Annotated in this window: 15 protein-coding genes; 7 read left to right on the top strand and 8 right to left on the bottom strand. The window is 35.7% G+C overall.

All coding sequences use genetic code 11. The annotated features are described in order from the left end of the window. Positions 1 to 81 precede the first annotated feature (81 nt). The 5 genes from QP953_RS02295 to QP953_RS02275 form a co-directional block, all read right to left on the bottom strand. On the bottom strand, positions 82 to 1641 hold the full coding sequence (locus QP953_RS02295) for a glycine--tRNA ligase (RefSeq protein WP_309553828.1): 1560 nt from the start codon (positions 1639 to 1641) through the stop codon (positions 82 to 84). Between the two features lie 481 nt (positions 1642 to 2122). Beyond that, a complete protein-coding gene (locus QP953_RS02290) occupies positions 2123 to 3118 on the bottom strand; it encodes a DUF6976 family protein (protein WP_052597828.1) in 996 nt (331 codons plus the stop codon). A gap of 13 nt (positions 3119 to 3131) precedes the next feature. Then, positions 3132 to 3356 (bottom strand): hypothetical protein, encoded by a 225-nt coding sequence (locus tag QP953_RS02285; protein ID WP_052597827.1) that lies wholly within the window; start codon positions 3354 to 3356, stop codon positions 3132 to 3134. Between the two features lie 103 nt (positions 3357 to 3459). Then, entirely contained in the window at positions 3460 to 4458 is a 999-nt protein-coding gene (locus QP953_RS02280) for a DUF6976 family protein (protein ID WP_052597826.1), read from the bottom strand. Between the two features lie 357 nt (positions 4459 to 4815). Next, positions 4816 to 5814, bottom strand: a complete 999-nt coding sequence (locus QP953_RS02275; RefSeq protein ID WP_309553827.1) for an SIMPL domain-containing protein — start codon at positions 5812 to 5814, stop codon at positions 4816 to 4818. Between the two features lie 356 nt (positions 5815 to 6170). Between QP953_RS02275 and pheS the strand changes: the two genes are divergently transcribed. From pheS to QP953_RS02245, 6 genes are all read left to right on the top strand, one after another. Further along, positions 6171 to 7208 carry a phenylalanine--tRNA ligase subunit alpha gene (pheS, locus tag QP953_RS02270; RefSeq protein ID WP_052597824.1) on the top strand — a complete coding sequence of 346 codons (1038 nt, stop codon included), beginning with the start codon at positions 6171 to 6173 and terminating at the stop codon, positions 7206 to 7208. A 44-nt stretch (positions 7209 to 7252) separates the two neighbouring features. Further along, positions 7253 to 7681 carry a hypothetical protein gene (locus tag QP953_RS02265; RefSeq protein WP_309553826.1) on the top strand — a complete coding sequence of 143 codons (429 nt, stop codon included), beginning with the start codon at positions 7253 to 7255 and terminating at the stop codon, positions 7679 to 7681. A 62-nt stretch (positions 7682 to 7743) separates the two neighbouring features. Next, positions 7744 to 8166, top strand: a complete 423-nt coding sequence (locus QP953_RS02260; RefSeq protein ID WP_052597822.1) for a hypothetical protein — start codon at positions 7744 to 7746, stop codon at positions 8164 to 8166. A 127-nt stretch (positions 8167 to 8293) separates the two neighbouring features. Continuing rightward, a complete protein-coding gene (locus tag QP953_RS02255; RefSeq protein ID WP_052597821.1) occupies positions 8294 to 8893 on the top strand; it encodes a YiiX/YebB-like N1pC/P60 family cysteine hydrolase in 600 nt (199 codons plus the stop codon). Positions 8894 to 8999: 106 nt separating this feature from the next. Continuing rightward, a complete protein-coding gene (locus QP953_RS02250; protein WP_309553825.1) occupies positions 9000 to 9761 on the top strand; it encodes an MBL fold metallo-hydrolase in 762 nt (253 codons plus the stop codon). Between the two features lie 169 nt (positions 9762 to 9930). After that, entirely contained in the window at positions 9931 to 11589 is a 1659-nt protein-coding gene (locus QP953_RS02245) for a hypothetical protein (protein WP_309553824.1), read from the top strand. Positions 11590 to 11845: 256 nt separating this feature from the next. On the opposite strand, the gene infB is transcribed toward QP953_RS02245, so the two are convergent. The 3 genes from infB to rimP form a co-directional block, all read right to left on the bottom strand. Then, entirely contained in the window at positions 11846 to 14869 is a 3024-nt protein-coding gene (gene infB, locus QP953_RS02240; protein WP_309553823.1) for a translation initiation factor IF-2, read from the bottom strand. A 267-nt stretch (positions 14870 to 15136) separates the two neighbouring features. Further along, entirely contained in the window at positions 15137 to 16408 is a 1272-nt protein-coding gene (gene nusA / locus QP953_RS02235) for a transcription termination factor NusA (RefSeq protein ID WP_052597818.1), read from the bottom strand. 97 nt (positions 16409 to 16505) lie between these two features. Next, positions 16506 to 16997 (bottom strand): ribosome assembly cofactor RimP, encoded by a 492-nt coding sequence (rimP, locus tag QP953_RS02230; RefSeq protein WP_052597817.1) that lies wholly within the window; start codon positions 16995 to 16997, stop codon positions 16506 to 16508. Between the two features lie 265 nt (positions 16998 to 17262). Here rimP and QP953_RS02225 point away from each other — a divergent pair, with 265 nt between their 5' ends. Next, on the top strand, positions 17263 to 17733 hold the full coding sequence (locus QP953_RS02225; protein WP_309553822.1) for a regulatory protein RecX: 471 nt from the start codon (positions 17263 to 17265) through the stop codon (positions 17731 to 17733). Positions 17734 to 17736: the final 3 nt, after the last annotated feature.

Raw genomic sequence — 17736 nt, 5'->3', positions numbered from 1 at the left:
AAAACACCACCTACAAAAGTACTATTTTAAAATGACTTTACCCTATAAAAAGCTACAAAACAAAGTTTTAAGCTTTATTTTTTATAATTGTTTTAACAAATTACGCATATCAATACGCTCCCCAACAATTTTCTCCACTTCACTCACTGCTATTCGCTCTTGTTTCATACTATCACGCTCACGAATTGTTACCGTATTATCTTCTACTGTCTGCTCATCAATTGTAATACAGTAAGGTGTTCCTAATTCATCTTGACGACGATAACGACGTCCTATTGTATCTTTCTCATCGTATTGACACTCAAACGAGTATTTAATTTCATTAAAAATCGCTCTTGCTTTTGTTGTTAATGCTTCATTTGATTTCACCACTGGCAAAACGGCACACTTAATAGGTGCAATAGCAGGGTGCAATCTCAAGACCACACGATCCTTCAAATTTCCATTCGCATCAGGTACTTGATCTACTTGATAAGCATTACTCATCATAGCCAAAAACATTCGATCACACCCAATTGAAGTTTCAATTACATAAGGAACGTAACTTTCTTTCAACTCTGGATCAAAATATTGCAACTTTTTACCAGAATGTTCTTGGTGGGCATTCAAATCAAAATCTGTACGAGAATGGATTCCTTCTAGCTCTTTGAATCCAAACGGAAATTGAAACTCAATATCTAAAGCAGCATCTGCATAATGTGCCAATGTTTCGTGGTCGTGATAACGCAATTTATCCTCATTCGTTCCCAAAGCCATATGCCATTTCATACGAGCCTCTTTCCAATATTGATAAAACTCTTGTTGTTGCCCTGGACGCACAAAAAATTGCATCTCCATTTGTTCAAACTCACGCATACGGAAGATAAACTGACGTGCCACAATTTCATTTCGAAATGCTTTTCCTATTTGAGCAATTCCAAATGGAATTTTCTGACGAGACGTATTCAACACATTCAAGAAATTAACAAAAATCCCTTGAGCCGTCTCTGGACGTAGGTATAATTTATCATCACTCGTTGCTCCTCCTCCTTGCGTAGAAAACATCAAGTTAAACTGTCTTACATCGGTCCAGTTTCTAGAACCAGAAACAGGGCAAGCAATGTCCAAGTCTACTATTAATTGACGAACATCTGCCAAATCTCCTGAATTTAAAGCGGTGTTCATTCGATTCAAGATTTCATCAATTTTCTTTTGACGTTCAAGGATTCGCCCATTCGTTGCTAAAAACTCTGCCTTATTAAAAGCATCTCCAAAACGCTTGGCAGCTTTTTCAACATCTTTATTTATCTTCTTTTGAATCTTATTCTCTATATAGTCCTCAATAAGAGTATCGGCACGGTAACGCTTCTTAGAATCTTTATTATCTATCAAAGGATCACTAAATGCATCTACATGCCCTGAAGCTTTCCATACTGTAGGCTCCATAAAGATAGCAGCGTCTAAGCCTACGATATTTTCATGCATTTGTACCATGGATTTCCACCAGTACTGCTTGATATTGTTTTTTAACAAAATACCATAAGGACCATAATCATACACTGCACTCAAGCCGCCATAGATCTCACTAGATTGATAAATAAATCCTAGTTTTTTACAATGCGAGACAACGTCTTGAAATGAGGTATTCTGTTCTTTAGCCATAATGTGATGCTCTAGTTTTAAACAACTTATATTGGCACTAATTTGCTTAATGCCCTACCCGAAAATTATTTTTTTCTTGTAGCAATTAAGTTATTATTAATGAATGATTCTATTTAATTCTAGCCTACTAAAAATTATATCTTATTTTTTTTCGTAACAACCATACAGTTAACAACTTATGGAATAATACATCATCGATAAAAATATAAAACTGCCTCACAAATATAAAGTACTAACTTATAGAATTTGATTTACACAACAAATTATACCCTTTTGATTATAAGGCAATCATTAGTGGACTATTAATTTTTGCTAGCAAAAATAGTATTTTATAAAAAAAAACGAAAGTGCTGGCTTAATTTATACCAACACTTCCGCTTATTTTTATTCACTGAGCTTTTAGAACGTTAGGTTTAACCATAAAGTTCACAGTGACGTATTTTTTTTCTATTTTTTAGCTCAAAAACTTTCAAGCCATTGCTCAATCGTTATGAATAGATAGAGTTACCATAGTTTGATTGACCAATACATAGGCAATTTCTCCAAATGTGAAAGGTCCTCGAAAATCTCCTGTAAATTTATTTTCCATTTGTATGTTAACATAATTCAAAATACAGTTGCACGAACAAAGCAAGGCACTTGTATCTTTAGGCAAAGCCTCTGAAAATGCTTGATAAAGATCTTCGATTGGTTTTGCAACATAGTATGTTCTGCCTTGTAATAGGGGGGCAAAAAACGACATTTCGCGCTCGTTCTCTTTAACAGCTTGCACGCTAACGTTAATAGATGCTCCCGAATAGTTTGCAACCAAAGGCAACGATACATCAATATCATGCTCTATATAATAATCTGCTAAATTCGCTGGCTCATCATTGATTCGGCAATCCAAACAAGAAAAACTATTCGCATCCACTTCAATCTTGTCTCCCACTCCCTGTTCATAAATATTAACAATATCCAACTCTGCATAACTCCCCTTCTTCAATGAACAGTGCATGACACAAGCCTTATTTTCAGACACTTCTCCTGTTTTCCCATCAAACACCTTAGGCGTTTTAACGCCAATATCATCCAAATGCACACCTGTTATCCAGCCCATAACTGGCACATCAAAAAGACTTGCTACTTCACCTGTTTCTAAAGCATAGGTTTGATGTATGGTAGAAAACCCAGGTAACAATACATACGAGAAGCCATTGGCATAACGATCCTCAAGCATCGTACTACTTATTTGGGTATTATCATAGGACTCAATCTTTGCCTGTAGAATTACATCGGTGAAATCTGTTACAAATACCTCTTCATGATTAACACTACCTCCATTTTTGTCCATAAAATAAGGAATCGTGCCGCCTATCCAATTGCCTAAGTCTAATTGACGAAGAAGCGTTTCATCACCAGCAATTACAAGACTTCTTCCTAAATGTATTAAAGTATTGACCTCCTGTATAGACATTAGTTTATTCTCAATGTTCATTTTCTATTGGGTTTTAATTTTTTTTGAAAATAAGCGCTAAATCTTTTGCACACAACTTTTCATTCGCCACACAATAGTTGTATAGCTCTGATATGGCTTCTGCCAAGGTGGTTTTTTCTATTTTTATATTGGCTTTTAAAGAAGAAAGTTTGAGCTTTAGAGATAAACTTTTTAGAGGCGGAGCGTCATCATTCAATAATAAATCCTTCCATTCTTTTTCATTAAGATTTGGTACCATAGGACAGTTTTTTAATTACAAAAAAGCTTTTTTAGCTATTTTTCTAAGATTTATCTAGCACTATTGTTGATTATTAGTTCGTTAATTCTACACAATTACTCAACTATTGAAAATTGTTGATTGAAAGTGTCACCATTGTTTGATTCACCAAGACATAGGCTATTTCTCCAAACGTAAATGGTCCTACAATTCCCCCCGAGTGCTTTCCTTCCATTCCGATATTCAGATAGCTGGAAATACAATTGCAGGAACAACTAATATTCGAACTATCATCAGGAAGTCGTTTGCAAAACAACGCATATCTATCTTCGACAAGGTTGGCAATTTTATATTCATAGGCTATATTTAAAGGTCCAAAAAAAGACATTGTTTTGTTTTCTGCATCTACATCTTGTATATCTACATTTATTGGAACACCTGCATAATTAGCGACTAGAGGTAGTGTTCGATTCACCCCATGTTCCAAGTAATATTCTGCTAGGTTACCAGGTTCTCCATTAATCAAACAATCCGAGCAAGAAAAACTATTCTCTGGAAATGTAAAAACATCACCATTCCCTTGTTCATAAATATTAATAATATCCAACTCTGCATAGACCCCTTCGGGTAATTGACAATGCAATGCACAAATTTTATTTTCTAGCAATTCCCCCGTTTTTCCATTCATCACTTTGGGCGTTTTTAGACCTATTTCTTCTAAATAGACCCCTGTTACCCATCCCATTGTAGGCACGTCAAATAGATTAGATTCGTTGCTAATATTCAGACCATACTCTTCGTGTACTTCTGAAAATGCAGGTACAACAACATAACTAAATCCATCCAAGTAACGATCATTCAACATCGTTTTAAATTCATCTTTGGAATAAGAAGCTACCTTAACATCAATGATCTTATCTGTAAAATCTGTAACAAAAACCGCATTTTCACCAATCAAACCACCTCCTTTATCACTCATACAATAAGGAATTGTTCCGCCAATCCAGTTGCCTTTGTCAAGTTGTTTCAAATATTCTTCCTCGCCACATATTAACAAAACTCGATTCTGATTAATCAATCTATTCGTTGCTTCGATAGATTTTAATGTGTTTTCTATGTTCATTTTTATAGGGATTAAAAGTTATCAAGGAAAAACATTTTTTCAAAAAGCTGTTGAAGTCATGCACAATTTATAATTCTAACACAATTCGAAAATTATGCTCGCATTACTACAAACAACATTCATTGGATGCTTTTATGACAATCTATTTTCATCATTTTGTGGGGTTAAATGGACTATTGAGCAATAATTACTTCGTTATTAGCACCTATCATTATTCATTCAAACCACATGATAGTAGCGCAGCTAAACTACTGCATATAGACATATAAGTACTATTCATTAAGTTAAGAAAAAGCAAAGCACTTTACAATTTTTTTGGCGTTTAATTCCAACATTTAGAATTTATCCAATTCTAAACTAATCAATTTTGATGGGCACTAAATCTCCATCAGGAGTTAGCCAGACATGTTGAGGTGTTGGCTGATTAGGGTCTTTCACGGCTATTTGAATTTTCATTGTATACATAAACTGTATTGCTGGTTCTAATACTGTTGGATTGATAACAATATCAAAGTTATCATACGCTACCTTGTCATAGTACATTGTTTTAGGCTTGTACATATCTTGTACCTTTCCCTTCTCAGGAGTTCCTCCCAACGATACATTCGAGTAAGCATTATAACTAGAGTAGCGATCAACAGGAAAACTCACTTGCTTGTTTTCACCAACGATACGATACCCGCTTTCTAAATCTACTCCTAAACGATCGACATACAATTCTATTTCTTGAACCAAGTGCGCAACGGCTTTTTCTCTCATTTCAACATAAACTGCTTCTTGATTATCAACAGCATAATCTATCTTCACTAAATCAAAGATTTCATATTTTGCTGCTACGGACATGATCTTAGGCATCATACTCATGTCGTTGTACTTGATGTGTACATTTTGCTGCATTTCAAAGCCTTTGGGCACTTCATTATGGGTTTTGGAGAAGATTTTTTTTTCTTTTTCATATTCATACAAGGGGACAAAAGAAATCATATCCAAATAAATTGCGTCTTTAGGAATTCCCACACTTTGCAATTCTTGCGCAAAACCATTGTACCGGTCAGTTAGTAGCCGATTGGTTTCATCAACCGTTTTTCCCATTTGTGTTAGGTTAAATATCGCCACATAGGTATCTGCTTTTTGATTGCTCAATATTTGAACTTCTAGGGTAACCAACTTGCCTTGCCCTAACGTAACATTGGGTTCTATATTCTGAGGAACTTCTGAATAATCGTTGTAGGTATTATTATTGTAATTCACATTTCCCTTTGCTCTTTTGGCATAATTTCGATTACCTGTTGCCTGTGCCATTATCAAACTGCTCATTGTTGACAACAATAGTATGGTATAAAATATCTTCTTCATTGTTCTTGGTTTGTAATTGATAAAGTTGATGTTCTTGATGTTTCTAACCAAAATAATAAAAAGATTTCAGAATATAATACTCCGTTGCGCTACTACGATTCAAAAGAAGTTAGAATCTATTGTGGAAGACTTCCTACTTGTAATTCAGTTAGAATATAAACATATGGGTCGTTTTTTTGACATTAGCTAAAGAAAAAGCTATTTTTGTCAATACTTCGTGGAAAAATTGTATTCGCTTGATTGTTAATCTAATCTATTTTCAAATTTGAGACTGCAAACAATTAACAATCAAACAACAATCCACCAAGTACTCTTTTAGTCGTATTTATTTAATAAAGAAACAACCAACTAGCTTTATGGTCATTGAAGCATTTGATAAAGTAAAAGAAATACAACAAGCAATTGAAGCGGCTGTTATTGATAATAAAGAAGCTTTAGAAGCTTTCCGCATACAATATTTAGGAACAAAAAATACCATCAAACCTTTGTTTGGTGAAATCCGCAACATCCCTAATGAACGCAAAAAAGAATATGGGCAATTTGTCAATGAAGTCAAGCAGGCTGCTGAGGCAAAGTTTAATGCTGCTCAACAAGCGCTAACAGCGCAAGCTGCGAATCAGGTCGAAGCAATAGATTTGACGGCACCAGCAGAAGCCTTAGAATTGGGGTCTAGACACCCTGTTTCTTTGGTTCTAAATCAAATGATTGAAATTTTTGATCGACTTGGTTTTACAGTAGCAGAAGATAGTGAAATTGAAGACGATTGGCACAACTTTACGGCTTTGAATACGCCAGAAGATCATCCTGCTAGGGATATGCAGGACACCTACTATATCTTGAATGACCCTAGCCGATTGTTGCGTACTCATACGTCTTCTGTTCAGTCTCATGTTATGATGAATCAAAAACCACCGATACGTATTATTGCACCTGGTCGTGTTTATAGAAACGAGACGATTTCTTCTCGAGCACACTGCCAATTTCATCAAGTAGAGGGTTTGTATATTGCCGAAAAAGTAAGTTTTGCAGATCTACGTCAGACCATTTACTACTTTGCGAAAGAGATGTTTGGAGCTACTAAGATTCGTATGCGTCCTTCTTTCTTTCCGTTTACAGAACCCAGTGCAGAAGTAGATGTTTGGTGGGGGTGCGAAACAGAAGCCGACAAACGTATTACAAAGGGAACAGGCTGGCTTGAAATTTTGGGATGTGGCATGGTTGACCCTGCGGTCTTAAAAAATTGCGGTATTGATACGGATAAATATTCTGGATTTGCATTTGGAATGGGTGTGGAACGTATCGCCATGTTAAAGTATCAAATTGATGACATTCGACTATTATTTGAAAATGATGTTCGTTTCTTACGTCAGTTTAAGAAAACAGCAATATTCTAATATAAATTGATCGCCAACTGATTGGGTTTTCAACACTATATGGAATGCTTAAGATAAAAGTTGACAAACTACTAAAATATACTATCATGCGTTTATTGACTGCCTTAGTTTTTTTATTGTTTTTAAATATTGCGTGCACGTCTGAGCCTCAAACGGATCAAAGTACTCCTGAAGCAGCAGCTAAAGGTTTCTTTGAAGCTCTGAAAGCAGAGGATTTTGAAAAAGCTAAATTATACGGAACGAAATCAACTCAAGAATCGTTAAGAGATTTTGCTACGAATCTAAAGATGATTAATGCTGAAGAAAAAGAGGAATTGATTGCTCCTTACAAAATGGAAGTTTCCAAAGTTACTTGTGCTGAGAAAAGTGGCACTACGATTTGCCAACTATGTTGCAATCCAGAATTTGATGTTGAATTAACAATGGTTCAACAAGACGAAAAGTGGTTTGCTCAAATGGATTTTCCTTATTAGGAATTCTTCTTATAAGAATCCCATTATTAAATAAATCAATGGACTACTAAAACAATTGACCAATGAAACATATTCTTTTCGCTACTCTTTTCTGTTCCCTATTTGTTTTTTTGGGGTGTGAATCTTCTGGCTCAACAAATTCTAAGGGCTCTCCTGATGAAACAATGGAAAGCTTTATCCAAAAAATAAAGGCAAATGATTTTGAAGGCGCAAAAGAATTTACATCCAACCGCACAGATCCTGTGATGGACTTTATGGCTACTCGTATTGATATGCTCCAGCAAATGGGCAAAGAAGATCAAATCAACTCTCTTTTTGGCGGGCTAGATGTAAGTCAGAACATTACAATCAAATGCACTACTTCCGATCAAAAAGCTAGTTGTGACTGTTGTGAAGAAATTACAGGCAATTGCAAAAGTATTACCGTAATTCAAGAGGGAGGAAAATGGTTGGTTGATCAACCCAAAGAATCTAATGCGGAATAAAAAAAATATACCCACAATATTAAAAGGACTACTGCTAACAGTGGTCCTTTTTTGCTTTTCTGCGTGCAAATCCTCGTCTACCGATACGACTGTTAACTCATTTGCTACCACAACATGGGACACAACCATGCCCAATCTAACACAATACTTATTATTTGGCAATGGTAAAGCACAAAATACGAATTCTGATTCTTTAAGTTCTAGAGAACTCCGTCTACTTCAAGATGGGGATATCTTATTGCGAAAAGGCTTTGGTAGTATTAGTGACTTCATTGCTGATTTTCTTCAAGAAAAATACCCCGTTACCCACTGCGCTTTTATTATTAATACATCTAAACCGCCCATACAAGTCCTCCATACCGCTTCTAACGAGCAGGTGAATCATGTCCATATCGAACCTTTAGAGCAATACATCAAACAAAGTGCCGCAGGAAGTCTGGTGTTGGTTCGTCTAAAATGCCTACCTGAACAAAAACGGGAAATTTTACAAATAGCACACCAACTCTTAAAAGAAAAAGTTCCATTTGACATGGGATTTGATGATCAAGATAACCAGGCGCTGTATTGTATTGAGTTGATGCGTAATATTTTTGTAGAGGTGCTAGGGCATGATTTGCTTCCCAATAGAACACATAAAAACACAATTGACGTGTTAAGTATGGATAATTTTTTTAACCCTACTTATTTTGAGGTTATTTTTAATCATTTTGATTCTGTCAAAGATTGATGCCTTACAAAATAGATAGAATTTTATCTTTACAAGAAGAAATATTTTGTTGTACAACAACAGAAGTTGAAGTATACACAAATCCAACATAAACGAATATTACTACATGAAAGTTACTTTTTTGGGGACAGGAACATCCCAAGGCATTCCTGTCATTGGTTGCGAATGCGATGCCTGTCTTTCTACCGATTTTAGAGACAATCGTTTGCGAGTTTCTATTCAAATTGAAATAAAAGGAAAAACAATTGTAATTGATGTAGGTCCTGACTTTAGGCAGCAGATGCTTCGTGCCAAAACAAAGCAAATAGATGCCATTTTGATTACTCATGAACACAGCGATCATGTTGCTGGCTTAGATGATATTCGTCCCTTTAACTTTATGTATGAAATGGATATGCCTATTTATACTACAAAAAGGGTTGCCAAAGAACTCAAACAGCGGTATGCTTACATTTTTGAAGCAACCTACCCAGGGGTTCCTAAAGTACAACAGCATTTAATAACAAAAGACAGTACATTTACAGCAGCAGGGATAGAGATCACTCCAATAGAAATCTTTCATGGCAAACTGCCTATTTTAGGATTCAGAATTGGAACGTTTGCTTATCTAACCGATTTCAAATCTATCCAACCATCAGAAATTCGTAAATTAGAAGGTGTAGAAACATTGGTAATTAGTGCTTTACAACATCAACCTCATCATTCTCATTCTACACTGGAAGAATCTGTACACTTCATTCAACAACTACAAATTCCTAACGCCTATCTAACGCACTTGAGTCATAAAATGGGAACACACGCCAACACAGAACAATTATTGCCTCCTCATGTACGAATTGCATACGATGGTCTTGTTATTGAGATTTGATGAAACCAATTTTTAAAAAATTCTGTTTTAAGAGCATTCAATCTTTTTATTATTTATTATCATAGAATAAAATACTTAGCTGCGTTGTTACTACCTAGTTTTAACGAATGATTGAATAAAGATGAAATTAGCAAAGTATTATAAAAATTAAAGACACACATACATAAATATGAGCACGACAACAAGTCAACCCACTTCATTTTTAAACCGATTGGCACAGATTCTCTATGGTTTATTCCTTTTAATTGTTGCCCCAGTTTATCTCTATATGAACCTCCCTGTATTAAACATGTGGTTCTTGAGTTTGCCTGTAGGTATCTTTTTTATTGCTTTAACAGTAATGATTATTGAGCTGCGAGTTATCAATAAGAAAAAGACTTTTTTATTCAAATTATCAACCTTAACCGCCCTTTTGACAATCACTTACATTATGGTCATTAGTTTGGCTACTTGGGAAGGTTTTAGAGCGATGTCTTATCAAGGTTTGATTGGAGAAATAAAATTGAGTGAAAACTTTGCGGAGGAAGTACCTCCTGTAGAACTTGATAAAATTCGCATCATTGACCAAGAGGTAGCCCATCGGTTGGGTGACAAAGTTCTTGGAGAGGAATTACCAGGTCAAGAACGCACCTTGGGTAGCCAAGCTTATGTAGGTGAATTTAGAATTCAAAATGTTAATGGAGAACTTTTTTGGATAGCTCCTCTTTTGCATTCAGGCTTTTTTAAGTGGTTTAATAATCGTGAAGGCACACCTGCTTATATCAAGGTCGCAGCTACCTCCGATCCAGAAGTAGAATTGGTTAGCAATGTAAAAATCAAATACCAACCCGAAGCCTATTTTGGCAGCAATCTACATCGTCATCTTTATTTAAGTGGTTATATGACAACTGGTTTGACAGATTATACCTTCGAAATTGATGATGAAGGTACACCATACTGGGTTGTTACTTTATATAGTCACGAAGTTGGTTTTAGTGGTATGAATGCCTATGGTGTTGCTGTTGTTAATGCAGAAACAGGCGAGATCAAAGAATACACCCCCGAAACAGCTCCCAAGTGGATAGATCGCATTCAACCTATGGAAATGGTAGAGGAACAGTTGGAATACTGGGGAGAATATATTCATGGGTATTGGAACTTCTCTAATTTGGACAAAAAGACAACCACCAAAGGGCTCTCGTTAGTTTATGGTAAAGATGATCAGTCCTATTGGTACACAGGTCTTACTTCTGTCGGACAAGAAGAAGGAACAATTGGTTTTGTATTGGTTAATACAAGAACCAAAGAAGCTACTCGTTACAAACAAGTCGGGGCAACCGAAGAAGCTGCTCGTCGATCTGCAATGGGGAAAGTTCAAGAAAAAAAATACATTGGTTCTTTTCCAATTTTATACAATATCAATAATGTTCCTACTTATGTCCTGTCCTTAAAAGACCAAGCAGGTTTGATAAAAATGGTCGCCATGGTTTCTGTTCGAGATCATTCTATTGTCGGTGTTGGTGAAACATTAGAAGAAGCCCTTCGCTCTTATCGAGGAGGAAAAGTTGTCGATAAAAAAGAAGGAATCTATACGATCTACGGTCATGTTCAGCGCATTCAATCTAGTTTAATTGATGGCAAAACTTATTATCACTTTACCTTGGATAATGTTCCTAATAAAATCTTTTTGGGAGAATCTATTGTTTCAACCGAGTTCCCATTAACGGCTATCTCCGATTCTGTTATGGTTGCTTACGATGATGCAAGACAAGCAACAGTTCCTGTTGCTAAGTTTGATAATTTAGAACTCAATACAACGGTTACCACTAGTCCAGAATTAGGAAAATAAAATATATCCTCATTTAAGTTTAGAGATACTACGAATGTTGTTTTTCATTCGTAGTATTTTTTTTATTTCTTACTAAGAATTCTTCAACTTCTTCCTTGTCTCTAATAACATTTAAGGTAAATAAAAAAGTGCTGCACTGAAAATAGATCAGTACAGCACCACCATTATATTATGTAGAAGTAAATCTTGTTTATTTTATTTCTTACGTCACTCTATTAAAAATTATATTAAACTGACAATAAACTAATTACCATTCTTAAAGAGTTTGTTTTACTTCTTTGATTTCATAAACCTCAAGAACATCACCTTCTTTCAAATCGTTATAGTTCTTCATGGTCAAACCACATTCAAAACCATTTTTAACTTCTGTTACGCTATCTTTGAAGCGACGTAAGCTAGACAACTCGCCGTGAACGCCCTCTTTTTTAGGATATTCCACGATGCCACCACGGATAACTCGAACATAGCCGTTTCTGGTAATTTTTCCTTCTTGAACAAAACAACCTGCAACAGCACCCACTTTTGAAATTTTGAATACTTGCTGCACCTCTACCATACCAATTACTTCTTCTACTTGTTTTGGTTCCAACATTCCTTCCAAAGCTGACTTAATTTCATCAATGGCATCGTAAATGATAGAGTAAGTATTAATCTCTACCCCTTCATTCTCTGCCAAGCGTTTTGCCATTGGGTTAGGACGTACTTGGAAACCTACAATAATTGCGTTCGAAGCAGCAGCCAAGTTAACATCCGATTCTGTAATTGGACCAACTGCTTTGTAAATGATATTGGTTTGAACTTGGTCGGTTGACAATTTTAACAATGAATCTGCCAAAGCCTCTACAGAACCATCAAAGTCACCTTTAACGATAAGGTTAAGCTCTTGGAAGTTACCAATCTTGATACGATTTGTAATATCATCCAATGTAACACGACGTGTAGCACGAATTTGTTGTTGACGAACTAGATTAGCACGTTTTCCAGCCAAATCCTTCGCTTCTTTTTCAGAAGCCATCACATTCATAGTTTCCCCTGCTTGAGGAGCACCTTGCAAACCTAGAACTAATACAGGAGTAGCGGGACCTGCTTTTTTCACACGTTTACCACGTTCATTGAACATTGCTTTAACTCTACCATAATGAGGACCAGCCACCATTGCATCTCCAACAGCTAAGGTTCCGTTGCGAACTAGTATCTTAGCGACATAACCACGTCCTTTTTCAAGTGAAGCTTCCAAAACAGTACCAACAGCACGTTTTTCTGGATTCGCTTTCAATTCTAGCATTTCAGACTCTAATAAGATTTTTTCTAGCAACAAATCAATGTTCAAACCTTTTTTAGCCGAAATATCTTGACTTTGGTACTTACCACCCCATTCTTCAATCAACAAGTCCATTGAAGCCAATTCTTGTTTGATTTTATCAGGATTCGCACCTTCTTTATCTATCTTGTTAATGGCAAAAATAATTGGTACTTCAGCAGCTTGTGCGTGACTAATAGCCTCTTTAGTTTGTGGCATAATACTATCATCTGCAGAGATAATAATAACCGCTACATCCGTTACTTTAGCACCACGAGCACGCATTGCCGTAAAGGCTTCGTGACCAGGAGTATCCAAGAACGTAATTGTTCCTTGATTTCCTACTTTTACTTCATAAGCACCAATATGTTGTGTAATACCACCAGCTTCACCGCCAGCAACATTCGCTTTACGAATACTATCCAACAAAGAAGTCTTACCGTGGTCAACGTGTCCCATTACCGTTACGATTGGAGAACGAGGCGTGTTATCTTCTAACTCATCATCCTCAATTTGGTAATCTTTCTCCATTTGGTCTTCAGCAGACACGAACTCAATTTCATAACCAAACTCAATACCCATCAACTCAATCAACTCTCTATCCATACGTTGGTTGATAGAAACCATACGTTTTTCGTTCATACAAGCCATGATAATCTCCGTAGCGCTAACCTTCATCAAGTTGGCCAATTCAGATACAGAGATAAATTCTGTTACTTGAATCTTAGGAGCTTCCTCTGTGCTATTTTCAATTTCACGCAAACGCTCAGCACGTTGTTCGTCTCTTTCTTTACGAGAAGCACCAAACTTTTTCTTCTTACCACCGCGACCACTCAAAAGATTCATTGTTGCTTTTAGCTTATCATCAATCTCTTTGTTGTCAATTTCCTTGCGTCTACCTTTTTTCTTATTTCTACGATTACTTGGCGTTGCGTCTGGTTTTTTGAACGTTTTTTTCTTGTCCTCAGCATTATCTTTATTGTTGGACGAGTTGTTGTTAGAACCTGATCCTTGAGAATTCTTAGAATCATCTGATTTATTAACACGAGTACGTTTTCTACGTTTTTTCTGTCCTTGACCACTCTCAGAAGAAGCCACCAAATTCTTCTTTTTGGGATCATTACTATCCTGTCCTCCCTTTTTATTGTCTTTTCCTTTTTTCTTACGTTTAGATTTAGGAGAAGCAATATTGATTTTTCCTAAGATTTTCAAACCTTTCAACTGAGGAGCATCTACTTTGATGTCCAACTCAGTATTAGAAGATGAGCTATTAGAGGTTGTTTCTTCTGTTTTCTCTTTCTTAGTTGTTTTCTCTTCTTCTTTAGCCACCACAGGATTCTTTTTCTCTTCAACAACAGGTTGTTTAATTTCTTCAACCACTTTTTCTTCTTTAGGAGTATCTTTAGTTCGTTCGTCCTTGGATGTACTGACGACTGTTTTTTCTTTCTGTTCTTTCTTAGGTTCATTCTGAACCTTTTTATCCTCTACTTTATGCTCTGTTTTTTTCTTCTTACCTCTCTTACCTTGATTATCCAAGTTAATTTTCCCTAAAATTTTAGGTCCTGTAAGCTGAGGTGTTTTACTTTCTGTAACTTCTTCTTTTTTCTGCTCCTCTACTTGTTCTTTTAAAGGTTCTTTTTTCTCTTCGACCACAGGAGTATCGTCTACAACAGGCGTTTCTGTTTTAGGCTCAACAGGTGTTACAGGTTCTGTTGTTTCCTCCTCTTTAGTTTTCCAATTTTTTGCTTTTTCTTTTGGTTGCTCCTCTTTTGTTTTGCGAGTACCAATTGTAATTTGATTGGCTTTCTCCTTGATTGCGATAGAGTTCTGAAAGTTTTTGGCAAGTGCATCATACATCTCGTCCGAAATCTTTGCAGTGGGTTTGTTGCTCACAGAAAAGCCATTGTCATTTAAAAATTCGACAATAGTTTTTGTTCCAACATTAAGTTCTTTAGCTACTTTGACTAAACGTTTTGACATCCTATAATTTTACGTTACTTTAAAATAAATAGCTCGTATAATCTTATTTTTAAGAATTGTTTGGTGACAAAAAACGAACTATAAATACTCCTATATATTAATTTAAAAAAATTCATTAGGATTCAATACTCCTTTAGTAGAAGAGACCCATGCAAGGGACGAGAACAATAGCTTTTAATTAGGCTGTATTTTTCCGCAATAGCCTATAGGTTAAAAACTGTTTCATTAGATTACATCATAATTTCTTACAAGTTTTTAGTACCAAAATTATTCCTCTTCTTCATTATTACCAGAAGCATCTTCTTCCAATTCCGCATTTAGAATAGCTACTACCTCAGCGATAGTTTCAGCTTCTAAATCCGTGCGACGAATCAATTCTTCAACATTCAGTTCCAATACACTACGTGCGGTGTCACATCCAATTGTTTTTAACTCGTCAATAATCCATTCTTCGATTTCGTCTTTGAATTCATCCAATTCAACATCATAATCAGATTCTTCAAATCCTTCTCGATAAACGTCTATTGTATAGCTAGTTAATTTACTAGCCAATTTAATATTTATACCTTTTTTTCCAATTGCTTTAGAGATCTCTTCTGGTTTTAAAAACACAGAAGCTCTCTTTCTTTCCCCATCAATTTCGATAGAAGAAATTTTAGCTGGTGTAAGAGAACGTTGAATCAACAGTGACTCATTGGTTGTAAAGTTGATAATATCAATATTCTCATTACGTAATTCACGTACAATACCGTGAATACGAGAACCTTTCATACCAACACAAGCCCCAACAGGATCAATTCGCTCGTCATAAGACTCTACAGCTACTTTTGCACGCTCTCCAGGAACACGAACAATTTTCTTAACCGTAATCAATCCATCCTCAATCTCAGGTACCTCTTGTTCCAACAATTTCTCCAAAAATGTATTATCTGTTCTAGACAAGATAATAACAGGGTTGCTATTGCGCATATCAACTTTGCGAATGATAGCTTTTAGGGTATCTCCCTTGCGGAAGAAATCACCACGCACCATTTCACTCTTTGGCAACAACAGTTCCACCCCAGATTCATCATCTAAAACAACTAATTCTCTTTTCAATATTTGATGTACTTCTCCACGAATAACCTCTCCAACACGATCCACATACATCTGGAATACTTTATCTTTCTCTAGTTCTAATATTCTAGAAATCAAAGTTTGGCGAGCAGCCATAATCGCTCTTCGACCAAAATCAATGATATGAACACGCTGATAACATTCCTCTCCTACTTCATAATCTGCCTCAATTTCTAATGCTTCCGTAATAGTAATCTGAAAGCGATCATCCTCTACTTCCCCATCTGGCACAATTTCTCGTTTTCTCCAAATCTCCAAATCGCCCTCATTAGCATTCACGATGATATCAAAATTTTCATCAGTGCTGTATTTCTTGCGAATTAAAGTACGAAAAACATCCTCTAGTACTCTGATCATCGTAGGAAGATCAATGCTCTTTATATGCTTAAACTCTTGGAATGAGTCTATTAAATTGATGCTCATGCTTTCATAATATTTTATGTTTATCTAAATTCATAGTTTACAATTCTACCTTTCGCAAAATTGTACGAACAACAAAAGTAGTTGCTCTATAAACTAACTATTTAAAAGATACTGTAATTATCGTTTTTTTAATGTTGTCGAAAGAAATCTCTTTGCGAATCGTCATCAACTCTTTCTTTTTTCGACCTTCAATTTTTACCTTTTCTTCGTATTCAACTACAACACTATCTTCGTTCACTTCTGCCAAAACACCTTTGACATGCTTGTGATCGTCCTTAACTTCAATACTTACATTGCGTCCAATATTTTTAACGTACTGACGTTTGAGTTTTAGGGGAGCTCCAACACCTGCCGACGAAACATCGAGCGTGTATTTTTCGCCCAACCAGCCACCTTCTTCAATGTGTTCCTCTAAGTAACGACTTATCTTAACACAATGTTCGTAGGTTACAAAATTGTCGCTATCCAAAAAGACTTGGATAACATCATTGTTTAGCTGTTTTAACTCAATTAGAAATAAGTGGCTAAATTCCTCTTCTTGGAATTTTTGCTCAAGAAGTGCTGTTAATTTCTCTGTTAGTGAAATCATGCTTATATTTCTTCTTCTGGGTAAAATTTACCCCTATTCTATGTATTAAAAAGAGGGAACAGTCTCTGTTCCCTCTTTTTACTCACACTTAATTGTAGCGCAAATATACAAATATATATAGATATTCAAAAAAGTTCGGGTGAGATATTGCTCATATTGTTAATTTTTAATGCTTTTATGTTTTCTTTAACGAGACTATTCCCCTAAAAAGTTTCATTTTTGAGCATTAATTTTCTTTTATTCAAAAAAAATAATACCGCCACTTATGAAAAAATACATTTCTTACGATCAAGCTCGTTCCAAATTGCAAGCTTTTTGTGCCTACCAAGAACGCTGTCACAAAGAAGTTCGTTCGAAATTACTTGATTTAGGTATTTATGGAGATGATGTAGATGCAATCATTGCTGACCTAATAGAGGACAATTTTCTCAATGAATTGCGTTATGCCATTGCCTTTGCTGGTGGCAAATTTAGAATAAAAAAGTGGGGAAAACATAGAATTATCAGAGAACTAAAACTAAATCAAGTTTCTGCCTATTCCATCAAAAAAGCCATTCAAAGTGAATTACCAGACGAGGATTATTTGGAGACCCTCGAACAGGTTATTCAGAAAAGAAACCGATTGTTAAAAGAACCCAACTTATACAAACGCAAGCAGAAAATCGCTAAATATGTAATCGACAAAGGCTTTGAATCTCCCTTGGTTTGGGAGACAATCCACCGCTTGTATTCTTAAAGA

It is taken from the genome of Aureispira sp. CCB-E (assembly GCF_031326345.1).
Taxonomy (GTDB): domain Bacteria; phylum Bacteroidota; class Bacteroidia; order Chitinophagales; family Saprospiraceae; genus Aureispira.
The sequence above is the reverse complement of the archived record's forward strand: the minus strand, read 5'-3'. Positions and strand labels throughout refer to the sequence as shown.